Source organism: Hahella sp. CR1, assembly GCF_029813005.1.
GTDB lineage: Bacteria > Pseudomonadota > Gammaproteobacteria > Pseudomonadales > Oleiphilaceae > Hahella.
This window is the reverse complement of record NZ_JAPELK010000003.1, coordinates 549,130-573,844: the sequence shown is the minus strand read 5'-3', so window position 1 is coordinate 573,844 and position 24,715 is coordinate 549,130. Positions and strand designations below refer to the sequence as shown.

Annotated in this window: 23 protein-coding genes and 1 pseudogene; 17 read left to right on the top strand and 7 right to left on the bottom strand. The window is 51.1% G+C overall.

Going from position 1 to position 24,715, the window contains the following annotated elements:
* Positions 1-234: 234 nt before the first annotated feature.
* The 3 genes from ONV78_RS10570 to ONV78_RS10560 all read left to right on the top strand — a co-directional run bounded on the left by ONV78_RS10570 (position 235) and on the right by ONV78_RS10560 (position 3,948).
* Positions 235-1,191: a cation diffusion facilitator family transporter gene (locus ONV78_RS10570; protein WP_279503110.1), complete on the top strand. Its 957-nt coding sequence runs from the start codon at positions 235-237 to the stop codon at positions 1,189-1,191.
* A gap of 375 nt (positions 1,192-1,566) precedes the next feature.
* Positions 1,567-2,391 (top strand): hypothetical protein, encoded by an 825-nt coding sequence (locus ONV78_RS10565; protein ID WP_279503109.1) that lies wholly within the window; start codon positions 1,567-1,569, stop codon positions 2,389-2,391.
* A gap of 105 nt (positions 2,392-2,496) precedes the next feature.
* Positions 2,497-3,948, top strand: coding sequence for an RICIN domain-containing protein (locus tag ONV78_RS10560; RefSeq protein ID WP_279503108.1), 1,452 nt, complete (start codon positions 2,497-2,499; stop codon positions 3,946-3,948).
* Between the two features lie 106 nt (positions 3,949-4,054).
* Here ONV78_RS10560 and ONV78_RS10555 read toward each other — a convergent pair whose 3' ends face one another.
* Positions 4,055-4,738 (bottom strand): hypothetical protein, encoded by a 684-nt coding sequence (locus tag ONV78_RS10555; protein ID WP_279503107.1) that lies wholly within the window; start codon positions 4,736-4,738, stop codon positions 4,055-4,057.
* 463 nt (positions 4,739-5,201) lie between these two features.
* Between ONV78_RS10555 and ONV78_RS10550 the strand changes: the two genes are divergently transcribed.
* Complete coding sequence (locus ONV78_RS10550; protein WP_216737438.1) at positions 5,202-6,425, top strand: RICIN domain-containing protein; 1,224 nt, start codon at positions 5,202-5,204, stop codon at positions 6,423-6,425.
* A gap of 85 nt (positions 6,426-6,510) precedes the next feature.
* Here the strand turns inward: ONV78_RS10550 and ONV78_RS10545 are convergent, their stop codons facing one another.
* Positions 6,511-7,302: an alpha/beta hydrolase gene (locus ONV78_RS10545; RefSeq protein ID WP_279503106.1), complete on the bottom strand. Its 792-nt coding sequence runs from the start codon at positions 7,300-7,302 to the stop codon at positions 6,511-6,513.
* Between the two features lie 320 nt (positions 7,303-7,622).
* On the opposite strand from ONV78_RS10545, the gene ONV78_RS10540 reads away from it, so the two are divergent.
* The 5 genes from ONV78_RS10540 to ONV78_RS10520 all read left to right on the top strand — a co-directional run bounded on the left by ONV78_RS10540 (position 7,623) and on the right by ONV78_RS10520 (position 12,651).
* On the top strand, positions 7,623-10,052 hold the full coding sequence (locus tag ONV78_RS10540; protein ID WP_279503105.1) for an acyl-CoA dehydrogenase: 2,430 nt from the start codon (positions 7,623-7,625) through the stop codon (positions 10,050-10,052).
* A gap of 145 nt (positions 10,053-10,197) precedes the next feature.
* Entirely contained in the window at positions 10,198-10,848 is a 651-nt protein-coding gene (locus tag ONV78_RS10535; protein WP_279503104.1) for a hypothetical protein, read from the top strand.
* Positions 10,849-11,073: 225 nt separating this feature from the next.
* A complete protein-coding gene (locus tag ONV78_RS10530) occupies positions 11,074-11,844 on the top strand; it encodes a hypothetical protein (protein WP_279503103.1) in 771 nt (256 codons plus the stop codon).
* On the top strand, positions 11,810-12,262 hold the full coding sequence (locus tag ONV78_RS10525; protein ID WP_279503102.1) for a hypothetical protein: 453 nt from the start codon (positions 11,810-11,812) through the stop codon (positions 12,260-12,262). The genes ONV78_RS10530 and ONV78_RS10525 overlap by 35 nt, the downstream gene beginning before the upstream one ends.
* A 47-nt stretch (positions 12,263-12,309) precedes the next feature.
* Entirely contained in the window at positions 12,310-12,651 is a 342-nt protein-coding gene (locus tag ONV78_RS10520) for a hypothetical protein (protein ID WP_279503101.1), read from the top strand.
* Between the two features lie 12 nt (positions 12,652-12,663).
* On the opposite strand, the gene ONV78_RS10515 is transcribed toward ONV78_RS10520, so the two are convergent.
* Together ONV78_RS10515 and ONV78_RS10510 are read right to left on the bottom strand one after the other, a co-directional pair.
* Positions 12,664-13,620, bottom strand: coding sequence for a DUF2971 domain-containing protein (locus tag ONV78_RS10515; RefSeq protein WP_279503100.1), 957 nt, complete (start codon positions 13,618-13,620; stop codon positions 12,664-12,666).
* The gene (locus ONV78_RS10510) at positions 13,607-13,972 is read right to left on the bottom strand and encodes a cupin domain-containing protein (protein WP_216737443.1); all 366 of its coding nucleotides are present in this window, start codon (positions 13,970-13,972) and stop codon (positions 13,607-13,609) included. The genes ONV78_RS10515 and ONV78_RS10510 overlap by 14 nt, the downstream gene beginning before the upstream one ends.
* Before the next feature lie 349 nt (positions 13,973-14,321).
* On the opposite strand from ONV78_RS10510, the gene ONV78_RS10505 reads away from it, so the two are divergent.
* Positions 14,322-14,759, top strand: coding sequence for an SMI1/KNR4 family protein (locus ONV78_RS10505; RefSeq protein WP_279503099.1), 438 nt, complete (start codon positions 14,322-14,324; stop codon positions 14,757-14,759).
* 69 nt (positions 14,760-14,828) lie between these two features.
* Here ONV78_RS10505 and ONV78_RS10500 read toward each other — a convergent pair whose 3' ends face one another.
* Positions 14,829-16,103 (bottom strand): aminotransferase class I/II-fold pyridoxal phosphate-dependent enzyme, encoded by a 1,275-nt coding sequence (locus tag ONV78_RS10500; RefSeq protein ID WP_279503098.1) that lies wholly within the window; start codon positions 16,101-16,103, stop codon positions 14,829-14,831.
* Between the two features lie 282 nt (positions 16,104-16,385).
* Here ONV78_RS10500 and ONV78_RS10495 point away from each other — a divergent pair, with 282 nt between their 5' ends.
* On the top strand, positions 16,386-16,790 hold the full coding sequence (locus ONV78_RS10495) for a YbaN family protein (protein WP_279503097.1): 405 nt from the start codon (positions 16,386-16,388) through the stop codon (positions 16,788-16,790).
* Positions 16,791-16,801: 11 nt separating this feature from the next.
* Here ONV78_RS10495 and ONV78_RS10490 read toward each other — a convergent pair whose 3' ends face one another.
* Complete coding sequence (locus ONV78_RS10490) at positions 16,802-18,586, bottom strand: ABC transporter transmembrane domain-containing protein (RefSeq protein WP_216737449.1); 1,785 nt, start codon at positions 18,584-18,586, stop codon at positions 16,802-16,804.
* A 162-nt stretch (positions 18,587-18,748) separates the two neighbouring features.
* Positions 18,749-19,030 carry a peptidylprolyl isomerase gene (locus tag ONV78_RS10485; RefSeq protein ID WP_011398176.1) on the bottom strand — a complete coding sequence of 94 codons (282 nt, stop codon included), beginning with the start codon at positions 19,028-19,030 and terminating at the stop codon, positions 18,749-18,751.
* Between the two features lie 213 nt (positions 19,031-19,243).
* On the opposite strand from ONV78_RS10485, the gene ONV78_RS10480 reads away from it, so the two are divergent.
* The 6 genes and pseudogenes from ONV78_RS10480 (at position 19,244) to ONV78_RS10455 (ending at position 24,682) form a co-directional block, all read left to right on the top strand.
* On the top strand, positions 19,244-20,104 hold the full coding sequence (locus ONV78_RS10480) for an MBL fold metallo-hydrolase (protein WP_279503096.1): 861 nt from the start codon (positions 19,244-19,246) through the stop codon (positions 20,102-20,104).
* Positions 20,105-20,385: 281 nt separating this feature from the next.
* Positions 20,386-21,360: a DUF4123 domain-containing protein gene (locus ONV78_RS10475; protein ID WP_279503095.1), complete on the top strand. Its 975-nt coding sequence runs from the start codon at positions 20,386-20,388 to the stop codon at positions 21,358-21,360.
* On the top strand, positions 21,357-23,012 hold the full coding sequence (locus ONV78_RS10470; protein ID WP_279503094.1) for a hypothetical protein: 1,656 nt from the start codon (positions 21,357-21,359) through the stop codon (positions 23,010-23,012). Before ONV78_RS10475 ends, ONV78_RS10470 begins: the two co-directional genes overlap by 4 nt.
* 13 nt (positions 23,013-23,025) lie before the next feature.
* Positions 23,026-23,424, top strand: coding sequence for a hypothetical protein (locus tag ONV78_RS10465; protein WP_279503093.1), 399 nt, complete (start codon positions 23,026-23,028; stop codon positions 23,422-23,424).
* A gap of 77 nt (positions 23,425-23,501) precedes the next feature.
* Positions 23,502-24,261 (top strand): annotated as a pseudogene (locus tag ONV78_RS10460) (IS3 family transposase).
* A gap of 136 nt (positions 24,262-24,397) precedes the next feature.
* The gene (locus ONV78_RS10455) at positions 24,398-24,682 is read left to right on the top strand and encodes a hypothetical protein (RefSeq protein WP_279503092.1); all 285 of its coding nucleotides are present in this window, start codon (positions 24,398-24,400) and stop codon (positions 24,680-24,682) included.
* Positions 24,683-24,715 lie beyond the last annotated feature (33 nt).

Here is a 24,715-nt window from a genome sequence, read left to right as displayed (position 1 = left end):
AGTGCATCGGGCGTTTGAGACGAAATAGGTGTCAACCTATTTCAGGACTAGACACTTTTCAAAAGATCTGTATTCCTCTCTTCTAGAGCGTGCCCGCTTATATCTGGTGAGGGTAAGTAGTTGGATTTGCTTGTGTCGAATGGCATTATCCCGGTTCAGTCGCTGTCATCTTGTCAGCCCATTGCGAATTGATGTTGGCTGCAGGATTTCTCTACAACGCCAAGGCGAAAGGATATGTCGCACTCAAGCTCTCATCAGCATGATCATCACGCTGGTCATGCGCATCACCATGGCCACTTTCACGGACCGTCCTCGGCCCCGAACTATAACAAGTCCTTTGCCTGGGGCGTGGCGCTGAATCTTGGGTTTGTCGTGGTGGAGGTGATTTATGGACTTATCGCCGACTCATTGGCGCTGATCACTGATGCAGGGCACAACTTAAGCGATGTGCTGGGTTTACTTCTGGCCTGGGGCGCCTCTTATCTGGCGACGCGTACGCCGACCTCCCGACGTACTTACGGTTTTCGTCGAGGAACGATTCTGGCTTCCCTGTTGAGCGCGATTCTTTTACTGCTGGCATTGGGAGCGATCGCCTGGGAAGCCGCCCACCGAATCAATCAACCTGTCAGGGTGGATGGCGTGACCGTAATTGTCGTGTCGCTCATTGGCGTGGTTATCAATACCGCGACTGCGTTGATGTTTCTGAGTGGTCAAAAGCACGATCTCAATATCAAAGGCGCATTTCTACACATGGCGGCGGATGCCGGCGTTTCATTTGGCGTGGCGGCGGCGGGAGTCGTTATCATGTTTACCGGCTGGTTGTGGCTTGATCCGGTGATCAGTCTGGTCATTGTCGCCATTATCCTGTTTGGAACCTGGGGGCTGTTTCGGGATTCGCTCAATCTCGCCATGGACACAGTGCCTTCTCATATCAACCCTGATGAAGTGGAGGCGTTCTTGCGCAGCTATGCCGGCGTGACGGATATCCACGATCTTCATATCTGGGCGATGAGCACCACGGAAGTTGCGTTAACCGTTCATTTACTTATTCCCCATCAATCTGTGGATGACGCCTTTCTCGGCGAATTGGCGTTTCAATTGAACGAGCGCTTCCGTATTGGCCATAGCACCGTCCAAGTCGAAAGAGGGGACGGAGCGTCCTGTCATTTGGCTCATCCTGGAAGCCTGTAACTCCCCACAGAAATCACCTTTCTATTTTCACTCGTAAGGTCTAGGCCAAAGAGGTTCGCCTACAAGTCCTAGCTTATTTGGGTGATATTCATCCTCTCAGACCAGTGATAAGTTCTTCCGTATCACGACGGCATCCCGACTGCGCGAGTGTTGTTATGTGTTCTTGCGGCAGATTTCCGAGTGCATCCCCCCGTTCACTTAGGTCATCTGCCCGCTTTGAATCATAATATGAAAGCGCTTTCATAAAAGCGGGTGTGACGCACGTCGCAAATTTTTGATTTAAAAGGTTTTTGGTCCTGTACCGCAAGCCTCCCGACGGGGAGGCGTTGTCATTTCGGTTACAGGCTGTGCGCACTGATCAGGAGTCAATCGACCATGAAAAAAACACAATTATTAGTTTGGGGCGCGGTAATCGGCGGTTTATGCGCTGTGACATACCAATTCATGCCAGGCGGGGAAAGCGCGTCGACGACACAGGAGCAACAAGCCGCCGCCGGCGCTCAGAATCCCGCTACAGCGTCGCCTGCGCAATCAGTTCAATCCTCACAACAGGCGGCCTCTAAGTCGGCTCCGGGCGCAGCGAAGTACTCCGAACCGGAGCTCCCCGATTACGCCATGAACAACGAAGAATATCCCTCCATTGAATTTCGCATGACGGAAATTGAAGCACGCCGCGATGGTCGCGCTTTTGATCAGGAAGAAGTCGTACGTGCGATGTGGGAGCCCTCTGCATGGAAGAGCGATGACGGTATCGCCGACCAGCTCGAATTGAGCGATGCGGATCGTTTCGACGGTCGGGAGTTTATTCGCTTCAGCCCGATGAAGCTGGAGTCCCTGATGCCAGGGGATGAGATGGAAGTGCCTGTGCTGCCGCAAAACGCGACTTATCAAATGGTGGTGGATCGGGTGGAGTCCCATGGCGACGGCAACGTCACCTGGTACGGGCATTTGAAGGATTTCGAACAGGATAATCAGGTTTCTTTTACCCGCGGAGAAAATCTTACCTATGGCGGCGTTACCACCCCGGAAGGGCTGTATGTCGTTGAGGCCCGTGGCGACAAAGGATGGATCGTCAATAGCGGCACCTTGTTCAAAGGTGAAGATTTGCACGTTGAAGTACCCGAATTGGCGGATGTGAACAAAGCCGATGAAGGAACGGCGTCTCCGGATCAAAGCACCGGTGGGCCTATCGCTCAATAAGGATAAGTGTTAGCGCCCGGGGTAGGAGGCCAGGTCGCACAGTGGCTGGCTAAAAAAAAACAGACAGAGAGAGTAATAACGATGAAAAGGAAATTAACCGGAAGTATGTCTAAATGGTTGTCCTGCTTGACTCTGGCGGCTGCTCCCCTGGGCGCGCAGGCGGTGACAGTGGATATTATGGTGGTGTACGACGCCTATTCCGCAGGACGCTTTGGCGGCGAACCGGCAACGGCCATTCGTAGCTGGGTAGACCAAGTAAACGCCATGTATCAAAACAGCCAGGTAGACGTACAACTGCGTTTGGTCGGCGCTTTCGCTCATGAAGAAAGCGGTTCCAGCATGGGAGAAGTGCTTGGAAACCTGCGTGTGGATAACTGGGTTATCCAGAAGCGTGAGGAAGTCGGCGCGGATTACGTTACGCAAGTACATAAAACCGGTTCCTGCGGCGTTGCATACGTCGCTGTACATAAGGATTGGGCGTTCAGCGTCACAGGTCCAGATTGCGGGCCTCAGGTACTGGCTCACGAAGTCGGACACACCATGGGTCTTAACCACTCCCGTCGTCAGGGCGATCAAAGCGGATCGCGTTATCGCTACGGCCTCGGCCATGGCGTTGACGGCGCTTTCGGCACCATTATGACGTATGAGTGGTTGTTCAACGCCCCGAAAGTCGCCAAATTCTCCAACCCGAGAGTGCAGTGCAACGGGCTTCCCTGTGGCGTTCCTGCCGGTCAGGCGCAAGAGGCGGATGCGGCTCAGGCGATCAACAATGTGCGTAATGAGATTGCTGCGTTTAAACCGACTAAAACCGACGGCGGCAACACTTCCGGCGACAAAGTGTCTGTATTCCAGCATTACAACTACGCGGGTTACAGCGCTGCGTTGGGCGAAGGCCAGTATCGCCTGAGCGACTTGACCTCCCGCGGCGTTCGCAATGATGATCTGTCCTCAGCCCGCGTGCCTCCCGGCATGGTATTGGAACTGTATCAGCACGATAACTTCGGCGGCGCGAAAACCGTTTATACCTCAGATATATCTGGCTTCCCGCTATCCGGCGTGAATGACACGACTTCCTCGATTATCGTCAAGAAAAGCAGCGGCGGCGGTCAGAGTGGAGCGCAACCAGTTGATAACGGCGTATACATGCTGCAAGCCAAACACTCCAGCAAGTGCGCAGATGTATACGGCGGCAAGCAGGAAGCGGGTACGCCTGTCATTCAGTGGAGCTGTCACCAGGGTAACAACCAGCGCTGGAACTTCACCCATATCAAAGATGGGTACTATGAAGTCAAAGCGGTGCATAGCGGCAAATGTCTGGATGTCTCCAACTCAAGCAGAAGCAACGGCGCCACGGTGCAACAATGGTCCTGTAATGGCAGCGCTGCTCAGCAATGGAAAGCAGTGGACAACGGCGACGGCACGTTCCGTCTGGTGTCTGGCGTAAGCGGCAAAGTGTTTGATGTTAAAGAAGTCTCAACGGCTAGCGGCATGGCTATCCATCAGTGGGACTGGGTTGGCGGCGACAACCAACGCTGGTATTTGAAGCGCGTGAAGTAAGCGTTTTGATATTCAGTTATTGAAGAAATCCCCTGGCGCGCTTTGACTGGCGGCTGGGGGATTTTCGTTATGGAGTGTGCGTTTATCTGATTGTTCGAAATGGGAGTTACTTTCCAATTAGCTGGATGTCCATCGAGTTTGCGAAGGTCGCAAGAGTGGCTTTGCATCCAAACTGAGAAAACAACATGAGGGCGATGTCACTCGCACTGGCCGATTTTAAGCTTGCTGGAATAGTGTAAGGCCAGGGGCTGTTCAGGGCGTGGGTCATTATCAGGGAGTGAATGTTTTGCCTGAGCAGGTTGGGATCATCTGTATCCGCCGCCACAATGCGATCGAGTATTAATTCTGAACCGGTGTTCTGATAGTGGACCTTGTACATGAGAACAGAGGTCCAGCTCCTTACGAAATAAAACCACTCGCCGAAAGCATAAATATCCCATTTCACGTCCATGGACTCGGCTTTCGACACAATTCCTTCGAGCTGTTCTCCGCCATGTCGGTAGTGGATGTCACAAGGAATTTCTTTGCCGCCTTCGATAACTTGGTCAATGTACCGCCTGCCATCGTCGGCACGGCTGGCTACATAGTTTTCCGCGATGGATTTGTCGGCAGTAGTGGCGATAATTTTTAAAGTGATGCAGCGAATATCCAAAATAGGCGCGTCAAATGGATTACCTTCGCCTACTTCGATCCAAACCGGCTGTTCAAGAGAGCGGGTATCCACATGCTCGGCTTCGCTCTTTTTCTCCGGCTGTTTCTTTGTACTTTTGCGTTTAAAGAATTCGAACATTGTTAGTGCGCCTTTTATCCATATTTTAACCAACCAGTACTTGTCATTATAGGTCGATGAGCCTGATTAACGTTTACTCTAAAGCATCACTATCGATCGGGTCTAAGTCGCGTCGTTTTGTCTAAAAAAACGGCAAATACTTATTATTTGTGATTGTCTCCTCAATTTAACGATTTTACTGACTTTTATGTAACGTAAATATTAATAGGCCTATATAGATTTATGTGATTTATTTCATTGTTAATCAATAGCTTGAATTATTCGTAGGCTCTAAGTACTAGCTGCTTTAGGCGATGGTGGTTAAAAGGCTGCAATGATAGATTTTCTGCGCCGTTGACGTTCCGTCGAGTTCTGGTTTGTGATCTATTTTCCGTTTTCCACGCTGCGGAAGTCCTATCCGGATAATAACGAAGTTCGTTATCGGGAAACTCCCATAAATGGAGCAGGAAAGTTGGTATAAAAAATGAAAAACAGCCTCAAAAAAATTCTGGCCGCTGGCGTTCTCGCGACGGCTGCATCCACTTCCCAAGCCGTCACCGTCGATCTGATGGTGGTGTATGATTCTTATACCTCAAGCTACTTCAAAGGCGATGTAAACACCGCTGTGCGTAACTGGGTCAGTCAGGTGAACAATATGTACACCAACAGCCAGATTGACGTGCAATTGCGCCTGGTTGGCGCATACGCCCACGAAGAGACTGGCTCCAACATGACGGAAGTGTTGGGCAACCTGAGAGTGGACTCATGGGTAAACCAGAAGCGTCAGGAAGTGGGCGCGGACTATGTGACTCAATTGCATCGCACCGGCTCTTGCGGCGTGGCTTATGTCGCTGTCGACCGCAACTGGTCATACGGCGTGGTTGGACCAAGCTGCGGACCCACTACGTTGGCGCACGAACTCGGCCACACCATGGGCCTGAACCACTCCCGCCGTCAGGGCGATCAGAGCGGGTCGCGTTATCGTTATGGCCTGGGTCATGGCGTTGATGGCGTATTCGCCACGATCATGACTTATGAGTGGCTGTTCAACGCACCTAAAATCGCCAAATTCTCCAACCCCAACCTGCAATGCAACGGTTTGCCTTGTGGTGTTGCGGCGGGCAACTCCAACGAGGCGGACGCAGCACGCGCTATCAACAACGTGCGTAGCGAAATGGCGGGCTTCATGCCGACAAAGGTCGGCGGCGGCAACCCCGACGGCGGCGATAACAATGGTGGGGACAATAATAACGGCGGCGACAACAACAATGGCGGCTCCAATATTTACACCATGAAAGCCAAAAACTCCGGCAAGTGCGCCGATGTCTACGGCGGCGATCGTCGTGATGGCGCTTCCGTCATCCAGTGGAGCTGTCACGGTGGCAACAATCAGCGCTGGCAGTTTATTCACCTGGGTAACGGCGTTCATCAGATCAAATCTGTGAACAGCGGCAAGTGTCTCGATCTGTTCGGCGCGAGCCAATACAACGGCGCGTATGCGGGTCAGTGGACCTGTAACAACTCCAACAACCAGAAGTGGCAGGCGTTCAAGAACAGCGACGGAACTTATCGTCTGATCGCGGTTCACAGCGGCAAAGCGCTGGACGTTGACGCTGCGGGCGGCACCTACAATGGCGCAAGACTGCGTCAGTGGGATTGGGTTGGCGCTAATAACCAGCGTTGGATTATTACCAGCGCAGGCCAATAAGCTTCATCTGGCTAAGCCTTATAAAAAATCCCCGCGAATGCGGGGATTTTTTTGTCTTAAGCAAAGCAACCCGGTTGATAAACGCTTAGTCCAGAAAGCGCGCCAGAATCAGATCGTTGATTTCCGCCACATGAGTAATCGGCGCCATATGGCCCCAGGGCGTCTGCTTGAATTCAAGGTTGGGCAGATTTTCCTTCAGGCGTTCACTGATGCGTCGGGATGACAGTGGGCTCTTCTCGCCCGCCATTAGGTAGGTGTTGAATGGAAAGCTGGCGTAATCCTGCAGTCGGGTGGGCTCTTCTATTAGCGCCTTGAAGTCCAGCGCCACTTTTCTGATCTGTCCGCTTAGCGCGTTACGAATGTCCGCAGGGTAGCGTTTGAATGCGCCAGGGCCGGACCAGTAATCAATAAACTGCTGAGTCGCTGACATCTCGTCGTTTTGCGCGAGGGTCCGCTCCAATCCTTTTACGACTTCCACAATCTCCAGAAATGCCGGCTCCTCGGGCGATAGCAGATGAAACGCGACCGGCTCGTAGATGGTCAGGCTGAGAATGCGTTCGGGGTATTGCGTCGCAAACCTCAACGCCGTGGCTGCGCCATAGGAGTGACCGACCACATGCAGCGGGGCGTTGTCCTGCTGTTCCTGCTCCAATACAGCGAGGACGCGATCCACTTCGTCCTGTAAGCAGAAGTGCTCCGCCAGATGAGCCGGGTAGGGGGCCTCGCCATATCCCCATAGATCCACCGCCAGGGTGCGGTAGTTTTCCTGCAGTTGGCTGGTGAGCATTTTCCATTGAGCTTTGGAGCTCATTGAGCTGTGCAGGAGCAATATAGGCTGGCCTTCACCGCCAACCTTGTATCCAGTCAAAGACTGCATAGTGACCTCGCAATTTCCACAATGTTTTATATTTATTCAATCTCGGGTTCTATCCATGAAAATTCCGCGTATATTACCTATCTGTAAGGAAATATTGATAGTTAAAACATTATCTCCCGAGTATTACGTGTTACGGTAATTAATACATAGGATTTATTCGGAAGTGCAGGTTTTTAAATGAATTTCCGGATTATTTCCAGATTAGAGGACGCGGTTGAACGCGCTATGAACGGCATAAACATCGTTCCCATGGCGGATATATAACCCATCCCGCCGGCGTTCAGTCCTTGGTTGAGTTCGCAAACCCCAAGGAGGAGAACATGACCGTTTTGCTTCTGTTATTGGCGGCGTTGGCGTTGGCTTATTTCGGCGCTGGCGCGTTGTCCTGGACAGTCCTTTTCACTATCGCCGCTCTGGCTTTCTCGTTCACCGATCCCGGCTTCGCCGGTTTGTTGGTCGTCTGGGGGCTGTTTATTGCGGCGGCGGTGTTGCTTAACTCCTCTTCCATTCGGCGGCGTTATGTCACTGCGCCGATCCTCGCCTGGGTGGGCAAGACGCTGCCGGGGATTTCCGATACCGAGAAAGAAGCCATCGAAGCGGGCACCGTTAGTTGGGACGGCGACTTGTTCACCGGCATGCCCGATTGGAACAAGCTGCTCGCGATGAGCAAACCTACCCTGACCAAAGAAGACAAAGCCTTTATCGACGGACCGGTAGAGCAGTTGTGCGAAATGCTCAACGACTGGGAGATCACGCACCAACGCTATGATCTGAGTCCGGCGACTTGGAAATTCATCAAGGAAAATGGCTTCTTTGGGATGATCATTCCCAAAAAGTATGGCGGGCTGGAGCTATCCGCGCTGGCGCATTCTACTGCGGTGATGAAAGTCGCTACCCGCAGCATCACTGGCGCAGTGACGGTCATGGTGCCCAATTCGTTAGGGCCTGGCGAGCTTCTGCTGCATTACGGCACAGAGGAGCAGAAGGATTATTACTTGCCCCGTCTGGCCAAAGGTGAAGAAATTCCCTGCTTTGCGCTGACGGCGCCCAAGGCGGGTTCAGACGCCGGCGCTATCACCGACAAGGGCATTGTCTGCAAAGGCGAGTGGGAAGGTAAGGAAGTCATTGGTCTGCGTCTGACCTGGAACAAGCGATACATCACCCTGGCGCCGGTTGCCACTGTGTTGGGATTGGCGTTTAAAGTCTATGACCCGGATCATCTGATTGGCGATGAAGTCGAGCGGGGCGTCTCCTGCGCTCTGATTCCCACCAACACTCCGGGCGTAAAAACCGGCGCGCGCCACTTGCCCCTGAACACCGTGTTTATGAATGGGCCGACCTGGGGCGAAGATGTCTTTATTCCCATGGACTTTCTGATCGGCGGCGAGAAATACATCGGTAAAGGCTGGGCGATGTTGATGAACTGTCTCTCCGTGGGACGCGCTATTTCGTTGCCGGCATTGAGCGCCGGGGCTGGCAAACTGTCCAGCCTCACCAGCGGCGCCTATGCCCGTATTCGTGAGCAGTTCAACCTGCCGGTCGGGTACTTCGAGGGCGTTCAGGAAGCCTTGGCGCGAATTGGCGGGCTGACTTATTTAATGGATAGCGCCAGAGTGATGACGGCGGGGTTACTGGATAATCACGAAAAACCTGCGGTGCCTTCTGCCATCTTGAAATATCACAACACTGAAAAAATGCGCGCTGTGGTCGGCGCGGCGATGGACGTGCACGCCGGACGGGGCGTTATCAAGGGGCCGCGCAACTACATCGCGCGGGTGTATCAGGCGATTCCCATCAGTATCACGGTGGAGGGCGCCAATATCCTGACGCGCAGTCTGATGATCTTCGGGCAGGGCGCCATTCGAGCGCACCCTTATCTGTTGCAGGAAATGGAAGCGGCGCAGAATCCGAACAAAGAAAAAGCATTGGATGACTTTGATCATCTCTTCTTCAAGCATGTGCGGCGCAACATGCAGCTCACGGCGCGATCTTTGGTGCTGGCTTTTACTGGCGGCACGGTTGCATCAGCGCCTGAATCGGCGAGGGAAACCAGACCCTATTTCCGTGATATGACGCGTCTGGCGGCGGCGTTTGGTCTGGTCAGCGACGTGACGCTGGCTTCCCTGGGGGGAGAACTGAAGCGGCGCGAGATGATTTCAGGGCGTCTGGGCGACTGTCTAAGCTACCTCTATCTGGGCTCAAGTGTCTTGAAGCGTTTTCATGATGATGGCTGTCCTAAATCGGATGCTCCGCTGATGCACTGGGCGATGCGCTACTGCCAATATGAAATTCAGAATGCGTTGCATGAAGTGCTGCGCAACTATCCGGTGAAGGCGCTGGGTCTGCTGTTGAGACCGCTGGTGTTTCCTTTGGGACGCCACTTCGAGCGCGCTGACGACGCTATTTGCCGTGAGATTGCGGAGATGTTGCTACAACCTTCTGAAGCCCGCGACAGATTGGTGGACGGCGTCTACCGTAACACCCGTCCGGATGATCCGGTAGGTCGAATCGAAAACGCCTTCCTGAAGAAAGTCGGTGTGGCCAACCTGGAGAAACGCATCAAGAAGGCGATTAAAGCCGGAGATATACCGGATGACGATCTATACGCCATGTTGGAGGCGGCGGTGAACAAGAAAATTCTCACTACAGACGAGGCGGAGCGGTATCGCGAAGCGGAGGAAGCGGTGGACGACGCCATTCAGGTCGACCATTTTGACCCTCACGAACTGCCCGTAACGCAATCCGACTAACCTTTCTCCATACCAGGTCCCAGGCCGGCGTACCTTGCGCCGGCTTTTCTCAGGCTTCCGCTATGTCTTGAACGTTATTTTCTTGGATAGTCGCTCTGCGTTTGTTATGAATACCGTTTTCCTGCAACGCAACAGAGAGACGAGTGTGAAAACCTACGAAGATATCCTCGACGCCATGTACGCGTTATACAGCGACGCATTCTCCAATGCGCTTCCCGTCCCAGAGAGCATGAGAAGCTTATGGAGCGAACCTGACAGGCTCGACTGGATTGCGATAGGGCAAGAACAGGAGAACTGGTATCTGAACTTCGCCTGCGGGGAGGCTATCGCCGAGCACACCTCCGTTCGCGGCTATCTGGCCAACGCAGCGGAATACCTGAATAAGGACAGATCCCGCGGTGACGAACTATTGGACATGATCCGCTACGAGCTGATTGACTGGACGCCATTTGCAGAGGAAGACGACGTCAGCGACGACCAGGGAGAAATGAATGAGTTCATCATCTATAGCGCCCTACACTTGGTCGCCGCAAAGCTGCGCAAAGAAAAGTTGCCACAACTCTCCGTCACCTTGGCGGACCCACTGGAAGTGACCGTATTCGATGATATCGAAGCCTCCAACTTCGACGCATCCATACCTCAGTACAATGGCGCAGAACTGACCAGAAAAGACCTGCTGGAAATGTTGCCAACGCTCTGCCGAGAACAACCACACAGAGACTACCTGACGACGCTACTCAAACTTAATCGCAAAAACCGCGAGAAAGCGCTTGCGATTGCTGAGAGGTTTGTTTGATTAGATGTTTGCTACTATCAAAAAGCGCTGGGTAATTGATAGTTGCTAACTACTCCTCATGCAACCAATGCCAACAAATGTCTAAATTAACATGATCCTTTTTTAAAAAGGGATAGGCTTTTTGGTTGCGTTTTTTTCATTTTATTATTGGTCTTGTGTTTTGCTGGTTTATTTTTGTGATACTGTTTGCTTTTCTAAATTTTGGTAACTAATTCTGGATTAGCTATGACGGATAATAAAAGCTTATTTTTGGAAAAGGCAAAAAATAATTCTCACGAATTGTACGTGATGACAGTTGGAGAGTTTCAAGATATTGCTGAAAAAATAAACTCGTATGTCACGTTAGATCGAGTAAAAACTGCAGCAGGTTTCGTTGCGCCTACTAACGACTTAATTACAGTAAAAAAAGTATTTTCGGAGCTGGGGGCTAAAGGAAGGGCAGTAGAAAAAGTAATTAATGGTGAGCGCTATATAATAATAAAGGGATATGCTGGCTTTAGAGATATACTTAAAGGAACAAAATATTTGTCAAGCAGCCCAAGAGTTGTATCTATGGCTATTGGTCGCTTGGGGGTCGAAAAAAGTATTGTTCAGGGTGCTAAGCTTACAATTGTTCTTACGGTCCCAATAAGCGTTATAAAGTATTTGATTGATGAGCAGCGTACGATTTCTAGACTTATTGGCACGGTTGCATCTGATTTGGTAAAGCTAGGGATCTCTAGCGTATTTGCATCTGCTGCCGCCGTAACTGCAGGTACTCTCACTACAATAGCGGTTGGCCCGCTACTGGCGGCGGTAGTAGTTGGGGTGGCAGTATCGCTTTTCTTAGAACATATTGACAATGAGTTTGGTTTGACAGACGCTCTAGTTAAGCTTATTGATGATAGTTATGATAACACTGTTGGTGTGTTAGATCGAATTTTATCAAAATTTGAAAACATATTTGTATGGCAAGCTAAAAATGGAGTTCCTTTGGGGAAGGATGTTTTTTGCTAACATAGAATTTACAAAAAAACAAAGTGTTTTGTTTTTGATTTTTGCTTCTTTGTTTTTTCCATTTTACTACGCTTTCTCTTATGTTAGATATTTTGAAGAGATTAGGGTGGGAGTTGATGTTGTAGTGTTTTCTACGAATATGTATTTTCTTTTTCTTCCTGTTTTTTTTGCCTTATATTATTTGGTTGATGTTTTTTTGAGGCGATTTAATGTCTCTTTAAATATTAGGGGAGCTGGCATTCTTTTTGGTTTTTTTGCTTTCGTTGTTGTTTTTCTAGGTGAGATGGCTGAGAGGGAGGTGCTACTTACTATTCAGGAAAAAGGTTATGTAGAGTGCTATAGCGAGAGTGAACCCGGTTATAGGTCAACAAAATTAGTATTTAAGAAGGATATTTCAGCATGCGGTTCAGATATCTAGGTGCTTTAGCGCTATTCGCAATGTCTTTCGTAGCGAGGGGAGACATCTTGTGCTCAGCAACAGCAGAAAATATCAAAGGGTTTAATGACGACAATGTCTTCAGCAAGGAGGCTGTGCTCGATGGCGTGCAAGGAACCCAGAATGGCCACGTTAAACTTCATAGTGAAGCCGGTTATGAGTTCTGGCTGGTGTCCGCCGCTACAGTAAATAGCAATGGGAAGACGCAGCGTAGTTTTTATACGGAACTGCATTTGCCTACGGGCTTAATAGTGCGCTCTCCCAGTGCGCTTAATTCTGATGAAAAACAGGCTCGAATTGAGTTAATAACCTATCCCCAAAACAGCTACTTATACGACAGTATGCTGCTGTTTACGTGCATGCAGTACTAAATGCGCGACCAATCACCGTTGCCGATAGGGGATCTGGCAGTAGGTGATGCCGTGTTTTGGGCTCAGGCGGTGTTTGGTCAGGAACATGTTGAGTGAGTTCATGGACAGGTTGATGTTGGGCGTCGGCCCAAGATAAATGTGTTCAAGGTAGTGGTTGTCGTTGCTGCGGGTGGTCAGGTTGAACTCGAAGTAGGGCACCAGCATGGAAGCGCCTTCCCGGAACTTCACTGGCGAATTCAGGTAGTCCGTCACGCCAGGGGAGACAATGCGCCATTCCTCCTCTTCCTGAAAGGAGGGGTGTTTCAATATTGCGGCGATGCGCAACAGGTCTGATTCGATCATCTCAAACACGCCATGGTAAGACTGCGATGGCGGAAAATGTGTGGGGCCTGCATGTTCGCCGTGTTGCTCAGCCAGCGCCTCCACCACATCCATCACCTGGCGAATGAGAGTCGTTTGGTCTTGGTGGCTGTAAATGCACTTGCCTACCTGAAACGATTGCTGACTGGCGCACTCCAGAATATGCGCGGCGGGAAAGCCCACGCTGACGCCTTTGCCCATGGAGCTGTAGCCGCGCCACTGACTCAACAGATTGCCGTTGGAGCGAAATGAGGCCCCGAACAGCATATGTCCATTAGTGATGCGATGAGCGATCCAGTCCCGGAACTGGTGCAACAGGCCGGGTTTGGGATGACTGTCGGCGATGCGGCGATCTACTTCGGCGCTGATTAAGTCGGCGGTATGCTTCAACTCGGCGGAGTCGTTCATATAGCGAATATCGCTGGCCCACAGATTACCGCTTTCCACTATGCCCAACAGACCGGAGAACGTGGTGTAGTGGTACAGCGTGTCGACGGGTATGTCTGAGTACAACTTGGCGGTGATGTCCTGAATCATGGCGCTCGCTTCAGTCTTTGTTTTCGTTGCAATGGAATACGTGGGGACGGTGTCCGGGTCAAACCCAGACATTATCCTCCGCCGTTCGCTCTCCGCCAGCGTCGCCGGTATTCGCCACGCCTCTGGGCTCAATCAGCATGGCCCGACACTCGTTCTCTGCGAAAGGCTTATGCTCCACGCCCGCCGGTACGACAAACATTTCTCCCGCCTCCAGTTTCACTTTTCCATCTCGAAATTCAATGCACATCTCACCTTCGATCACCATAAAGACCTCATCCGTGTCTTCATGGCGATGCCACACAAACTCACCCTGGATCTTAACTACCTTGAATTGATAGTCATTCATCTCCGCAATCACCCGCGGCGACCAGCGTTCACTGAACTTGGAGAATTTTTCTTTTAAATTGATGGCGGTATGGTTCATTTTTCACACGCTTGAGTACAGTCATACAATCTTTCAATCTAAGTCGATGTGAGAGTGTGGTCAAATGTGGGATGACCAACGCTGAGTTAAAATCAGCATCAATACAGGAAGAAACTAACTTCGTATGAACGCCTTTTAGACAAGTGGCTGTCTGCTGTCTGAATTTTGTCTGGTGGAGGTGGCGTTATTCGCTCTCGCTCTCAATAGCTTGATTCCCCAGTCAGGTTCCGAAAGGAAATAGGTACCGCGTTCGCTCGCGTCAGGGCGCTATCCAGGACCAGGTGCTTTGCCGTGAAGGCTGAGATATTATCAACGGCATTCTTTTCATGACTTCAAAGGAATAAAAACAATGAATTTTGAAGACTTTAAAAAGTGTGTCTGTGAGGCGAAAAGCGCGCATCCTTTTTGGTTTGATTTTGAGCCGGACGACGCGCCGGACCAGGATAGTCTCATTCGCGCCGAGCAAATGCTGGAAGCCAGGTTGCCGCAGGAATACAAAGACTTTTTGCTGCAGTATGGCGGCGGCTATTTCGCTTTCGGCAATGTCTTTTCCCTGGAGGAAGGCAGCGAGTGGAATCTGATTGATATCAATGCTGAATTCGCCCATCTTCGGGCAGGCCGCGTGTTGATTTCAGAGAACAGCAATGGGGACTTCTTCGGTTTTGATGTGCGGGACGGCGTTTGTCAGTCTGAGCTGTGTTTCTGGGATCACGCGCATGAGTGCTGGCAAAGCAGCGGCTACACGAATCTATTTGAGTACTTGAGTAAAGTCGCTCTCACCAATTAAAGCGGGACAAGGCCAACTTGGCGTTGGCCTCTTGTACCTCTTTTCTACAAACCTGCTACGACAAAACCGCTATAGCGTCGCCTGTGCCAACGCCTGCTCCAGGTCCGCGATGATGTCGTCCTTGTGCTCGATGCCGATGGACAGGCGCACCATATCCGGAGAGACGCCGGCGGCGGCTTGTTCTTTTTCATCCAACTGCCGGTGCGTGGTGGTCGCGGGGTGGCAGGCGAGAGTTTTAGCGTCGCCGATGTTCACTAATCGCTTGACCATCTGCAAGGCGTCGATGAAACGGCCGCCTGCTTCCTTGCCGCCCTTGATGCCGAAACTCAGTACAGAGGAAGGTTTGCCGCCCATGTACTTCTGCGCCAGCTCGTAATAAGGGCTGCTCTCCAGACCGGGATATTTCACCCAGCTGACGCTGGGGTGGGACGCCAGAAATTGACATACCGCCATGGCGTTTTCCACGTGTCTCTCCATCCGCAGCGACAGGGTTTCGACGCCTTGCAGAATCAGGAACGCGTTGAATGGCGACAGGGCAGCGCCCATGTTGCGCAATGGCGCGACTCGCGCGCGACCGATAAAGGCGGCGTCGCCCAGGGCTTCGGTATACACCACGCCGTGGTAGGAGGGATCAGGCTCGTTGAGCTGCGGAAAGCGGGGGTTGTCCTTCCAGGGAAAACGGCCTGAATCTATGATCACGCCGCCGATGGTGGTGCCATGGCCGCCGATGTATTTGGTTAATGAGTGCACCACGATATCGGCGCCGAAATCGAAAGGGCGGCACAACACGGGAGTGGCGACGGTGTTATCGACAATCACTGGTATGCCATGTTTGTGAGCGATTGCGGCGAGGGTTTCAAGGTCGGCCACATTTCCGGCGGGGTTGCCGATGGACTCGCAAAAAACCGCTTTGGTGTTTTCATCGATCAACGCTTCCATGGAGGCGGGATCGTCGCTGTTGAACATGCGCGCGGTGACGCCGGATTGCGGCAGGGTGTGAGCAAACAGGTTGTAGGTGCCGCCATAGAGCTGATTGACGCTGATGATATTGTCGCCGGCGCGGGTCAGCGTTTGAATTGTGGCGGTGATCGCCGCCATACCTGAGGCCATCACCAAGGCCCCGATACCGCCTTCCAGCTGCGCCATACGCTGCTCCAATATGGCGTTGGTCGGGTTCATGATGCGGCTGTAAATATTTCCTTCCACCTTCAGGTCGAACAAATCAGCGCCATGCTGAGTGTTGTCGAAATAATAGGAGGTGGTCTGATAGATCGGCGCCGCGACGGCATGCGTGGTGGGGTCGCCGGCAAAGCCGCCGTGAATGGCGATGGTCTCTTGTTTCATGGATCTCTCCGCTGCGCGTAAGGAATGGGTTTGCTCTGTGCTTGTTCGCGTCAGCCCCCGTAGAGACGGGCTAACTATTTGTATCGTTTAGAGAATCGTTGATATTAACAACGGCCCGCAACAGAGTGTACCGCTCGTTGGCGCAGGTCAATATGCCTGGCGTCTGAATTTGCCTTGCATCCTATTTGAAACTAGCATTGGCCTTGTAGACCTCCTGAAAACGAGCTGGCTGCCGTTTTACGGAGTTTTCCTGGATTTCAATTTCTGGATGACTGGCACGACATGCGTAAACAATCTCTTCACATACTGCTGGTCGTCGTTGGCTGGACTTCCGTTGTGCTTGGCGTCATTGGCATTGTGTTGCCGTTATTGCCCACCACGCCCTTTATTCTGCTCGCGGCCGCCTGCTTCGCGCGTTCTTCGCCGAAATTCCATCACTGGCTGGTGTCTCATCGCCATTTGGGACCAATCGTAAAGAACTTTGAGTCAGGGCGCGGTGTCACCCGCAAGGTGAGATTGCGGGCGTTAATCTGCCTGTGGGTGGGACTCGCCATTTCCATGGTGGTCGTCGGCAAATTATGGAGCCTGATCATGCTCAGCGGCATTGGCGCCTGCACTACCTTATATCTGTGTCGTCTGCCGACCTGTGAAGAGGACGCGGGCGAGCCCGAATCCCAGGTTAACTAACCGGCCGCGAATTACTCGACAACCGGCTCTTCCCATTCTGTATTGAATTGCAGATCCGCCAGACGTGCGTAGAGTTCGCTGTCGCGGATCAGCTCGCTATGGGAGCCTAAAGCTTCCAGGCGACCATGATTCAACACGGCGATGCGGTCCGCATTTTTGACCGTCGCCAGACGATGAGCGATCACCAGCGTAGTGCGCCCTTCCATCAGGCGTTCCAGAGCCTGTTGCACCAGATATTCGCTTTGTGCGTCCAACGCGCTGGTGGCTTCGTCCAACAACAGAATGGGAGCGTCAGTGAGTATGGCGCGGGCGATGGCGATGCGCTGCTTCTGACCGCCGGATAAGCCAAGACCGGCGTCCCCCAGGCGGGTTTTGTAGCCCTGTGGGAGCGCGGCGATAAAATCATGGGCGTTCGCGGCTTTGGCGGCGGCTTCGATTTCCTCCTGCGTGGCGTCTGGTTTGCCGTAGCGTAAATTGTCTTCAATGGAGCCGAAAAACAGGGCTGGCGTTTGTGACACCAGGGCGAAGCAGCGGCGTAAATCTGTAGGCTCAAGCTGTCGAATATCCACGCCTTCCAGACGGATTTCTCCAGCTTTGCAATCAAAAAAGCGTAGCAGCAGGTCAAACAGAGTGGATTTGCCAGCGCCGGATGGGCCGACCAGCGCCAGGGTTTCTCCCGGCGCAACATCCAGATTCAGGTGATCGATGGCGTTGGCGTCCGGCCGCGCCGGGTAGGAGAAACTGACGTCGCGAATAGACAGATTGCCGGGGATCAGCTCAGGAAGACTCTTCACGCCGAACTGCGGCGCAGTGATTTCATTCTTCGACTGCAGCAGCTCCACGATGCGTTCCGCTGCGCCTGCCGCCCGTTGCAATTCGCCGATGACTTCACTGACAGAGCCTACCGCTGCGCCCACTAACACGCTGTAGAACACGAACGCCGCCAGTTCGCCGCCACTGATGCGTCCTTCGATGACATCCAGCCCGCCGATCCACAGCATGGCGCCTACCGCGCCCAGCACCAGAACGATGACAACCGTCACCAGGATGGCGCGTTGCACGATACGCTCCTTGGCGACATTGAAGGCGTCTTCAACGTGCTCTGAAAAGCGTTGTTTATCCAACTTTTGATGGTTGTAGGCATGAACGGTTTTTATCTGTCCAAGCACTTCGCCGATATAAGAGCCGACATCCGCCACTTTATCCTGGCTGCGCCGAGACAAACCGCGCACCCGCCGCCCGAATATCAGAATGGGAGACACCACCAGGGGCACGGAAATCATGACGATGGCGGTGAGCTTTGCATTCGTGATGAACAGCCAGATGATCCCGCCGATCATCATGATGATATTGCGCAGCGCCACCGAGACGGAGGAACCAATAACCGATTGCAGCAGCGTGGTGTCAGCGGTCAGGCGGGACTGAATCTCCAGCCCGCGATTGCTTTCAAAAAAGCCGGGATGCAGCTCAATCAGGTGATCGAACACCTTGCGTCGGATATCCGCCACCACACGCTCGCCGAGCCAGGTTACCCAGTAGTAGCGGGTGAAGGTGCCGAGCGCCAGCGCGACGATCAGACCCAGGAAGATAAGCACATAGCGGGACAGCATCTGCTCAGACTGCGTCGCCAGGCCCTGATCGATAAGCAGTCGCACGCCTTGTCCAATGGACAGAGTGATGCCGGCGGTGAAAAACAGCGCGCAGAGTGCGAATACAATTTGTCGTTTGTAAGGAAGAATAAACTCAAACGTAGCTTTGAGCGCCCCGATGCGGGCTGTAGAAACGTCTTGCTGCATGGGCGGACCGTTGTGGGGTGGTCGGATAAAGGGTTGAAGTTATTTATGGAGGGAAAGTTGGGAAATTTAAAGAGGGAAAGTGGAAAAAGAGACGCTGATTACAGAATAAAGAAGGTGGAGGGGGAGAGAAGGGCGACGTTATGAACATCGCCCTCGGCGCTCTTAGTCAGTGCGCTTGGTGACTTCCAACAGGTGGTAGCCGAACTGAGTCTTGACTGGACCCTGAACAGTGCCGACTTCCGCACTGAAAACCACTTGATCGAATTCTTTAACCATTTGACCTGGGCCGAATTCACCCAGCTCGCCGCCATTGCGGCCGGAGGGGCACTGAGAGTGTTCTTTGGCCAGAGCGGCGAAATCCGCTCCGTCTTCGATCTGCTTTTTCAGATCGTTACACTGATCTTCGCTGTTTACCAGGATGTGACGCGCGCTAGCCCGTGCCATGGCAGTCTCCTCATATTTACGTGGGTTTAAACGGGCGCATTAAAGCACAGGAAATGCCTGAATGCGAGGCTAAACGCCTGCGGCCTCATTTTGCCGATTTAAATAGGCGTTAACCCGGCATTAACCACTTGATTCCTAGCCTTTCGCTTTCTTATTCGGCGAATACGCTTTGCCGTACAGGAGCGATAAAACCACGTAACTAAGGAAACTGATATGCACAGTATTATTATTTGGGTATTGGCGGCGACGCTGATGACCGGTGATGTCGAGGCGGCGGAAGTCGTTAAGTTGAAGCAGGGCGCTTACGCAATTTCTGAAGCGGGCGTCACCAGCCTGGCGCTGCTCTCCGAGGATGGTGTGTTAATAACCGATCCCGCCAATCCTGAAAGAGCGAAGGTCCTGCAAGCCGAAATCGCCAGGCTGACTTCTCGCCCGGTGACCCGCATCGTCCTATCCCATGAGCATTTGGACCATGTCGGCGGTACGGAGGTGTTTCCCGGCGCGGAAGTAATTTGTCACATTTCCTGCAAAGCCGTTTTTGATCTGGATGTCACTGGCGCTGCTCCGAAAAAGGTGCATGCGGTATTCGATGACCGACATAGTTTCCGGTTTGGCGGACGCAAAGTGACGCTGATTCACGTTGGGCCTGCAGACGGCTTCGCATCAACCATCATTCACCTGCCCGAAGACGGTATTGTCTACAGCGCGGATCTATATGCAGACCGGTACATTATCCCCGGCGTATGGATGGACAACGACAATTATCTGGGCGTGCGAAAAGCCCTCAAACTGATGCAGGACCTGAAACCACAGATCGCGGTCAATGCACACTCAACCTCCACCTCCGTGCAGGCCCTGCAGGAAAACGTAACCTTCGGGGAAGATCTCTTTCAACTGGTCTCTGCGCAGATTAACAGAATCATGACCACCAAAGGCCCCGTAGCGGTCATGGACAATATCCCCCGCTGGTCGCAAGAACTGAAACTGAACCAATACAAAGACTGGAGCAACTACGCCACGGAATTCCCAGCTCATGTGCGCCGTATGGCGTTGTCTATTTATCATGGCGGGTGATATCAGGCTTTGATTGAGCTTTGCAGGGATGCAATGCTTGGAGTAGGTGTGTAGTAGTTGGGTGACTGTCCCATTTGGCGTAGTCCAATCAGAGAATTGTCTGGGTGGCTAAATAAAATACAATTTCGCGGTTTGTATCTTTTTGTACACCGTTCGCTTTTCTTCCCAGAGCCGCTATTTCCGAGATTGGCCCGGAATTGAAGTATCACAAGGGATGTATCCGGCATGCTTTATCACTTAGTCGCTATGTTGCGCCTGATTTTTACGTTTGGTGGTCGTTAATGGCGGCTAAACCCTATTTGCAGCAACTCAGATGGCGCAGTCCGCAATTCTGCTACTACTATGCGATTCTTGATTGCGCGATCGATACTCGACTTTATCCAGCCATTAAGCGTAGTGGCTGCCAGCATTCCAGCCTGTTTTGGCCACACGCAAGTGAAACGTTGTTATCCGCCTCGCCTCATGTTGTAACGTTAACGAGCCGTTTCGCTTCATGGGTATTTGAGCAGGGATGGGGAAAAGGGTGGGGCATATACCTCGCTTCCGATAAATCTTTACAAGAAATTGTCCGCCACTTTCGACGAATTTCAAAAGTACGTGGACCCAATCATGAGAATTGGTATTTTCGCTATTACGACCCTCGCATTCTGCGTGAGTTTCTTCCCACATGTGACGAGGGGCAGCTCGAAAAACTGATGGGTGAGATTGGCGAGTTTTGGATGGAAGACGAAGATACGAATTTCTGGCTTAAATTTGAACGGGATCGAACTGAAGTTATAACAAGTCGGACTCCTGTTATCGAGGATGACGAGCTCACGCGCTCCCTTTCCGCGCCGACCAATGTGCAGCGGCAGCATGTAGAATATTTCTCAGGTTCTACATTTAAAATCAGGCGGGACCAAGTAGAGAGGTTACGTAGCTCTGTCTATAAGTCTTTCATTCGCACCTTGGCTACCGACTTTCGCGAAGCCTACCCGCAAAGGTTACAGCACTACTCAGAACTTGAGCTGCGCAGCCGCATAAGCGACGCCCTTATTCAGTTTAAGCGCTTGGGCCTGCAGGCGCGTCGTGACGCCTATTACTACATAAAAACTTGCGTTTTTCTGGGATGGGATTTCCTGGATAAACCAGACGCCCAGTGGATCAAACGGGATTTTCTGGAAAAACGAACATTAGGCTCCATCAGCGACAGATTTAAGGCATTTTACGACTACTGGCGCAACGCAAATATGCAAATAGAGGACTTGGCTTCATGAGTGGAAAGAGCGATGCAATAGATGCCAAGGCGGAGAGCCAGTCGGGCAATGTGGATGACTTGGCGGGCGCCTGCCCTTTGCAAAAAGCCTTGGAGGATAAACATACTCTCGACTTGTTATGTGAACTGCAAAACTCACAGCCTGCTGCAGGTCTGCCGTATAAAGTGACAGTAGTTGCAGATGGCTCTGTACACACAGGCGTTTTAGGCAGCGATGGCGCAGCTAAGCTCTCAGATCTGCCTGCCAGTGAGGTTGAAGCCGAGTTTGGCGAGGCGCCGGATGAAGCTGCTATATCCGCAGCTAGAGGTCAGATTGCTTCAGCGCTTGAGGGAATTCTTAAAGAAGAGAGGGAAGATGCTGCCAAGAGGGATGAGGCGTTTTCGAAACTGAATATTCTTCAGAAGAAAGCAGAATTGGAGAATCGTGTTGTAAAGGGCGTTTTTGATGCTGGCGTTGGAATGTTGGAGTTCCTTGACAACGTACTTGAGCTCGTTAGTCCCACCGAGATGCTCAATCGGGCAATTAAAACCTCATGGGAGTCTTATAACACAGAAACTGATGACTGGAAGTCTGACTTTATAAAGAATTTTGATAAATCTAATCATGACGCTTTAGTTAAAGCATTAGGCTTTGATCCAAATATGGTCACTCCTGAGCTTATAGCAGAGGCTCAGGAAATAGCTTCCTTTGTATACGAAGATGCAGAAACACAGGCTATTTTGGCGTCTTTTGCAAAAGAGTTCGCCACTTCACAACATATTACCGAGCTGGCTGAGTTCGCTGGAGGGGGCGCGTTTGAGATTGTACTGGCCGCTCTATTAGCTTCTGCAACTGGTGGTGTGGGGGCGGCAGGGATGGCTGTCAGTAAAGTGCGCTTAATGCCAAAACTCGCCAAGCTTGGTGAGTTACTCCGTAATCTAGCCAAACAGCTTAAGAAAAAGTACCGCTTTATCAAAAAGAAAGGCAGTACAAACGGCTCTGTCGAAGCTAAGCTTAATAAACCCGAGTCTGTCGAAGCTGCTGCGCCACTAAATAGGGAACTGAATCTATCAAGGGAACAGCTGTCCGAGGTTGATAGTTCAGATTCATTGGAGGCATCAATGCTTCCACCTCCCTCCAAAGGAATGATGCAACGAGTAGTCGACTCTATTGCCAAGGGAGATCCAGATTATGTACATAAGCATTGGGGTGACCTTAACAAAAATGAATACGATGCGGTCCGTTCTTATATGTCAAGAACCGATGCTGGGAAAAAGCTATTGGAGGCCCTAGATAAAAGGGAGGTGTTTGTGGATTTTACTGACGAGTATGTAAAAAGCCCTTATATCGCTGGGCAGACTGCAGGTAGATTTGGTAAAGTGTTTTTGAGAAATACTGAAAATGGTTATTATTGGGATCAGTTGGATATAGCTGTAGATGGAATGGAGCGTACGGCTCTCATCGGGCTTCATGAGGGGTTGCATGCTATGGGTGTTGGCGGATCTAGAAGAGCAGAGGCGCTAGTTAGACTTGAAGAGTTGAGAAGTAAAGGAGTTAAGATAGATAGGGCGGCGATTAAACAAGTACTCTCTGATATGGATGATAGCTATGACCATCGGCCTTGGTTATCAGGTGGGCGTTCTAGTAAATATTTTCCAGAATTAAAGTTTTAAGGAGCTGCTGCTTATGAAATCGAAACTTTCAACAGAAATGAAAGAATCTATAAAGAAGAAAACTCAGGTAGCTAAGAATTCAGCTCCTAAAAGAAAGAAGATATGGAAAGTGTGTGATATAGACTCATCAAAAGAGTATTTTTTAGCTTTATTAGAAAATAAAGATGGAGTTAGGGAATACTCCTTGAGAGAGAGCAATGATAAAGATAACTCTCTTCTTTCTGGGGAGTGCTTATATGTTACTGAGAGCATTCCATATGAACTGCTGTTATCCAGAAACCTTGAGGAAATATCAAATACAGTTAAGTTACAGAATGGACTTTCATTTTTATTTGATTCTAATGGTGATTGGATGACCGAGGAGGAATATGATAGCTTTAGAAGTTTAATAGAGTCTAGGACGCAATCTTAAGCTAGAGAATGATCTGATCCTACCCGCCAATGATAGACACCCTGCTAAGCGAGTACTCTACGCTACAGAGGTGAACTATGACCAAACAGAAAACATCAAACTCCAAATCTCGCCAACGTTATTCCGACGAGTACAAGGCGGAAGCCCTGGCGCTAGCTCAACGTATCGGCGTGAGCGCCGCCGCAAGGCAATTGAGTCTGCACGAGTCACAACTTTACAATTGGCGCAGTAAAGCGCGGCTGGCGCAGGATCGTGGCGAAACAGAGCAGCTGGCGCAGGAAAACGTCCGCCTGAAGTGTCAGTTGGCTGAACAGGCGGAAGAGCTTGCCGTGTTAAAAAAGGCGGCGGCATACTTCGCCAAAAGCGTGAAGTGAGGTACGCCTTTATGCACTCCCACACAGGCCTTTCCGCATCACTTGCATGGCGGAACGCTTCAGGTCTCAAGGAGCGGCTACTACGTTTGGCACCATCGGCAGAAAGCCCCTTCTCTGCGACGCCTTGCGCATGGCGTTGTGGCGTCGACGTCAGCCCAAAGGGGTGATCGTCCATTCAGATCGAGGCTCCCAATATTGCTCAGAAGCCTATCAGACGTTGATTCAGGCGCACGGGCTTCGTTGCAGCATGAGCGGCAAAGGCAATTGCTATGACAATGCCTGTGTGGAAGGCTTCTTTCACTCCCTGAAAGTGGAAGCGATTCACGGAGAGCGGTACGCAACCCGACAAGAAATGCGTGAAGCCGTGTTTGAGTATATCGAAGTGGATTACAATCGAACTCGCCTTCACAGTACAAATGGGTATCTCAGCCCAGAGAGTTATGAAGCATCGAAAGTCGCTTAATGACGTGTCTAATCTTTGTGGGTAGGATCAGTCATAAGGATATGGATGTTAAGCTTAAAGGAAGTGAGGGTGTAGTGAAAGTTCCTAATATTCCATCTAAGGTTGAGATTAAGGCGAAAAAGCAATAGGTGAAAGTGTGAGTGACTATAATATTGAGGAAAATATAGAAAAAATAATAGGGGTGACGTTTCCAATTGAAGCGGCGGATAGGTATGGTGACTTTAGGGAGTTGGACTTGAATGATTATGAGGGAGTATTAAGATTGGTGGAGGTTAATAAAACACTGGCGGTATATTTCCTTAAGCGAAAGTTGATTGGGTATAACATAAGCGTAATACTCTATTTCATAGAGTGTGTTGTGTGTAAAGGGCAAAATATAGGAGAATGGGAAAAGGAAAGATCTGGGTGGCTTAAAATTTAAAATAAATGTAAATATAGAGAAAACGAGAATGCT

What these genes read in the sequence shown, in the direction of transcription:
- ONV78_RS10545 (WP_279503106.1), bottom strand. Translation starts at nt 7,302, where the DNA reads ATGCAGTCTTTGACTGGATACAAGGTTGGCGGTGAAGGCCAGCCTATA.
- ONV78_RS10565 (WP_279503109.1), top strand. Translation starts at nt 1,567, where the DNA reads ATGAAAAAAACACAATTATTAGTTTGGGGCGCGGTAATCGGCGGTTTA.
- ONV78_RS10495 (WP_279503097.1), top strand. Translation starts at nt 16,386, where the DNA reads ATGCGTAAACAATCTCTTCACATACTGCTGGTCGTCGTTGGCTGGACT.
- ONV78_RS10550 (WP_216737438.1), top strand. Translation starts at nt 5,202, where the DNA reads ATGAAAAACAGCCTCAAAAAAATTCTGGCCGCTGGCGTTCTCGCGACG.
- ONV78_RS10490 (WP_216737449.1), bottom strand. Translation starts at nt 18,586, where the DNA reads ATGCAGCAAGACGTTTCTACAGCCCGCATCGGGGCGCTCAAAGCTACG.
- ONV78_RS10505 (WP_279503099.1), top strand. Translation starts at nt 14,322, where the DNA reads ATGAATTTTGAAGACTTTAAAAAGTGTGTCTGTGAGGCGAAAAGCGCG.
- ONV78_RS10530 (WP_279503103.1), top strand. Translation starts at nt 11,074, where the DNA reads ATGACGGATAATAAAAGCTTATTTTTGGAAAAGGCAAAAAATAATTCT.
- ONV78_RS10465 (WP_279503093.1), top strand. Translation starts at nt 23,026, where the DNA reads ATGAAATCGAAACTTTCAACAGAAATGAAAGAATCTATAAAGAAGAAA.
- ONV78_RS10480 (WP_279503096.1), top strand. Translation starts at nt 19,244, where the DNA reads ATGCACAGTATTATTATTTGGGTATTGGCGGCGACGCTGATGACCGGT.
- ONV78_RS10540 (WP_279503105.1), top strand. Translation starts at nt 7,623, where the DNA reads ATGACCGTTTTGCTTCTGTTATTGGCGGCGTTGGCGTTGGCTTATTTC.
- ONV78_RS10560 (WP_279503108.1), top strand. Translation starts at nt 2,497, where the DNA reads ATGTCTAAATGGTTGTCCTGCTTGACTCTGGCGGCTGCTCCCCTGGGC.
- ONV78_RS10570 (WP_279503110.1), top strand. Translation starts at nt 235, where the DNA reads ATGTCGCACTCAAGCTCTCATCAGCATGATCATCACGCTGGTCATGCG.
- ONV78_RS10500 (WP_279503098.1), bottom strand. Translation starts at nt 16,103, where the DNA reads ATGAAACAAGAGACCATCGCCATTCACGGCGGCTTTGCCGGCGACCCC.
- ONV78_RS10510 (WP_216737443.1), bottom strand. Translation starts at nt 13,972, where the DNA reads ATGAACCATACCGCCATCAATTTAAAAGAAAAATTCTCCAAGTTCAGT.
- ONV78_RS10525 (WP_279503102.1), top strand. Translation starts at nt 11,810, where the DNA reads ATGGAGTTCCTTTGGGGAAGGATGTTTTTTGCTAACATAGAATTTACA.
- ONV78_RS10470 (WP_279503094.1), top strand. Translation starts at nt 21,357, where the DNA reads ATGAGTGGAAAGAGCGATGCAATAGATGCCAAGGCGGAGAGCCAGTCG.
- ONV78_RS10515 (WP_279503100.1), bottom strand. Translation starts at nt 13,620, where the DNA reads ATGTCTGGGTTTGACCCGGACACCGTCCCCACGTATTCCATTGCAACG.
- ONV78_RS10555 (WP_279503107.1), bottom strand. Translation starts at nt 4,738, where the DNA reads ATGTTCGAATTCTTTAAACGCAAAAGTACAAAGAAACAGCCGGAGAAA.
- ONV78_RS10475 (WP_279503095.1), top strand. Translation starts at nt 20,386, where the DNA reads ATGGCGGCTAAACCCTATTTGCAGCAACTCAGATGGCGCAGTCCGCAA.
- ONV78_RS10485 (WP_011398176.1), bottom strand. Translation starts at nt 19,030, where the DNA reads ATGGCACGGGCTAGCGCGCGTCACATCCTGGTAAACAGCGAAGATCAG.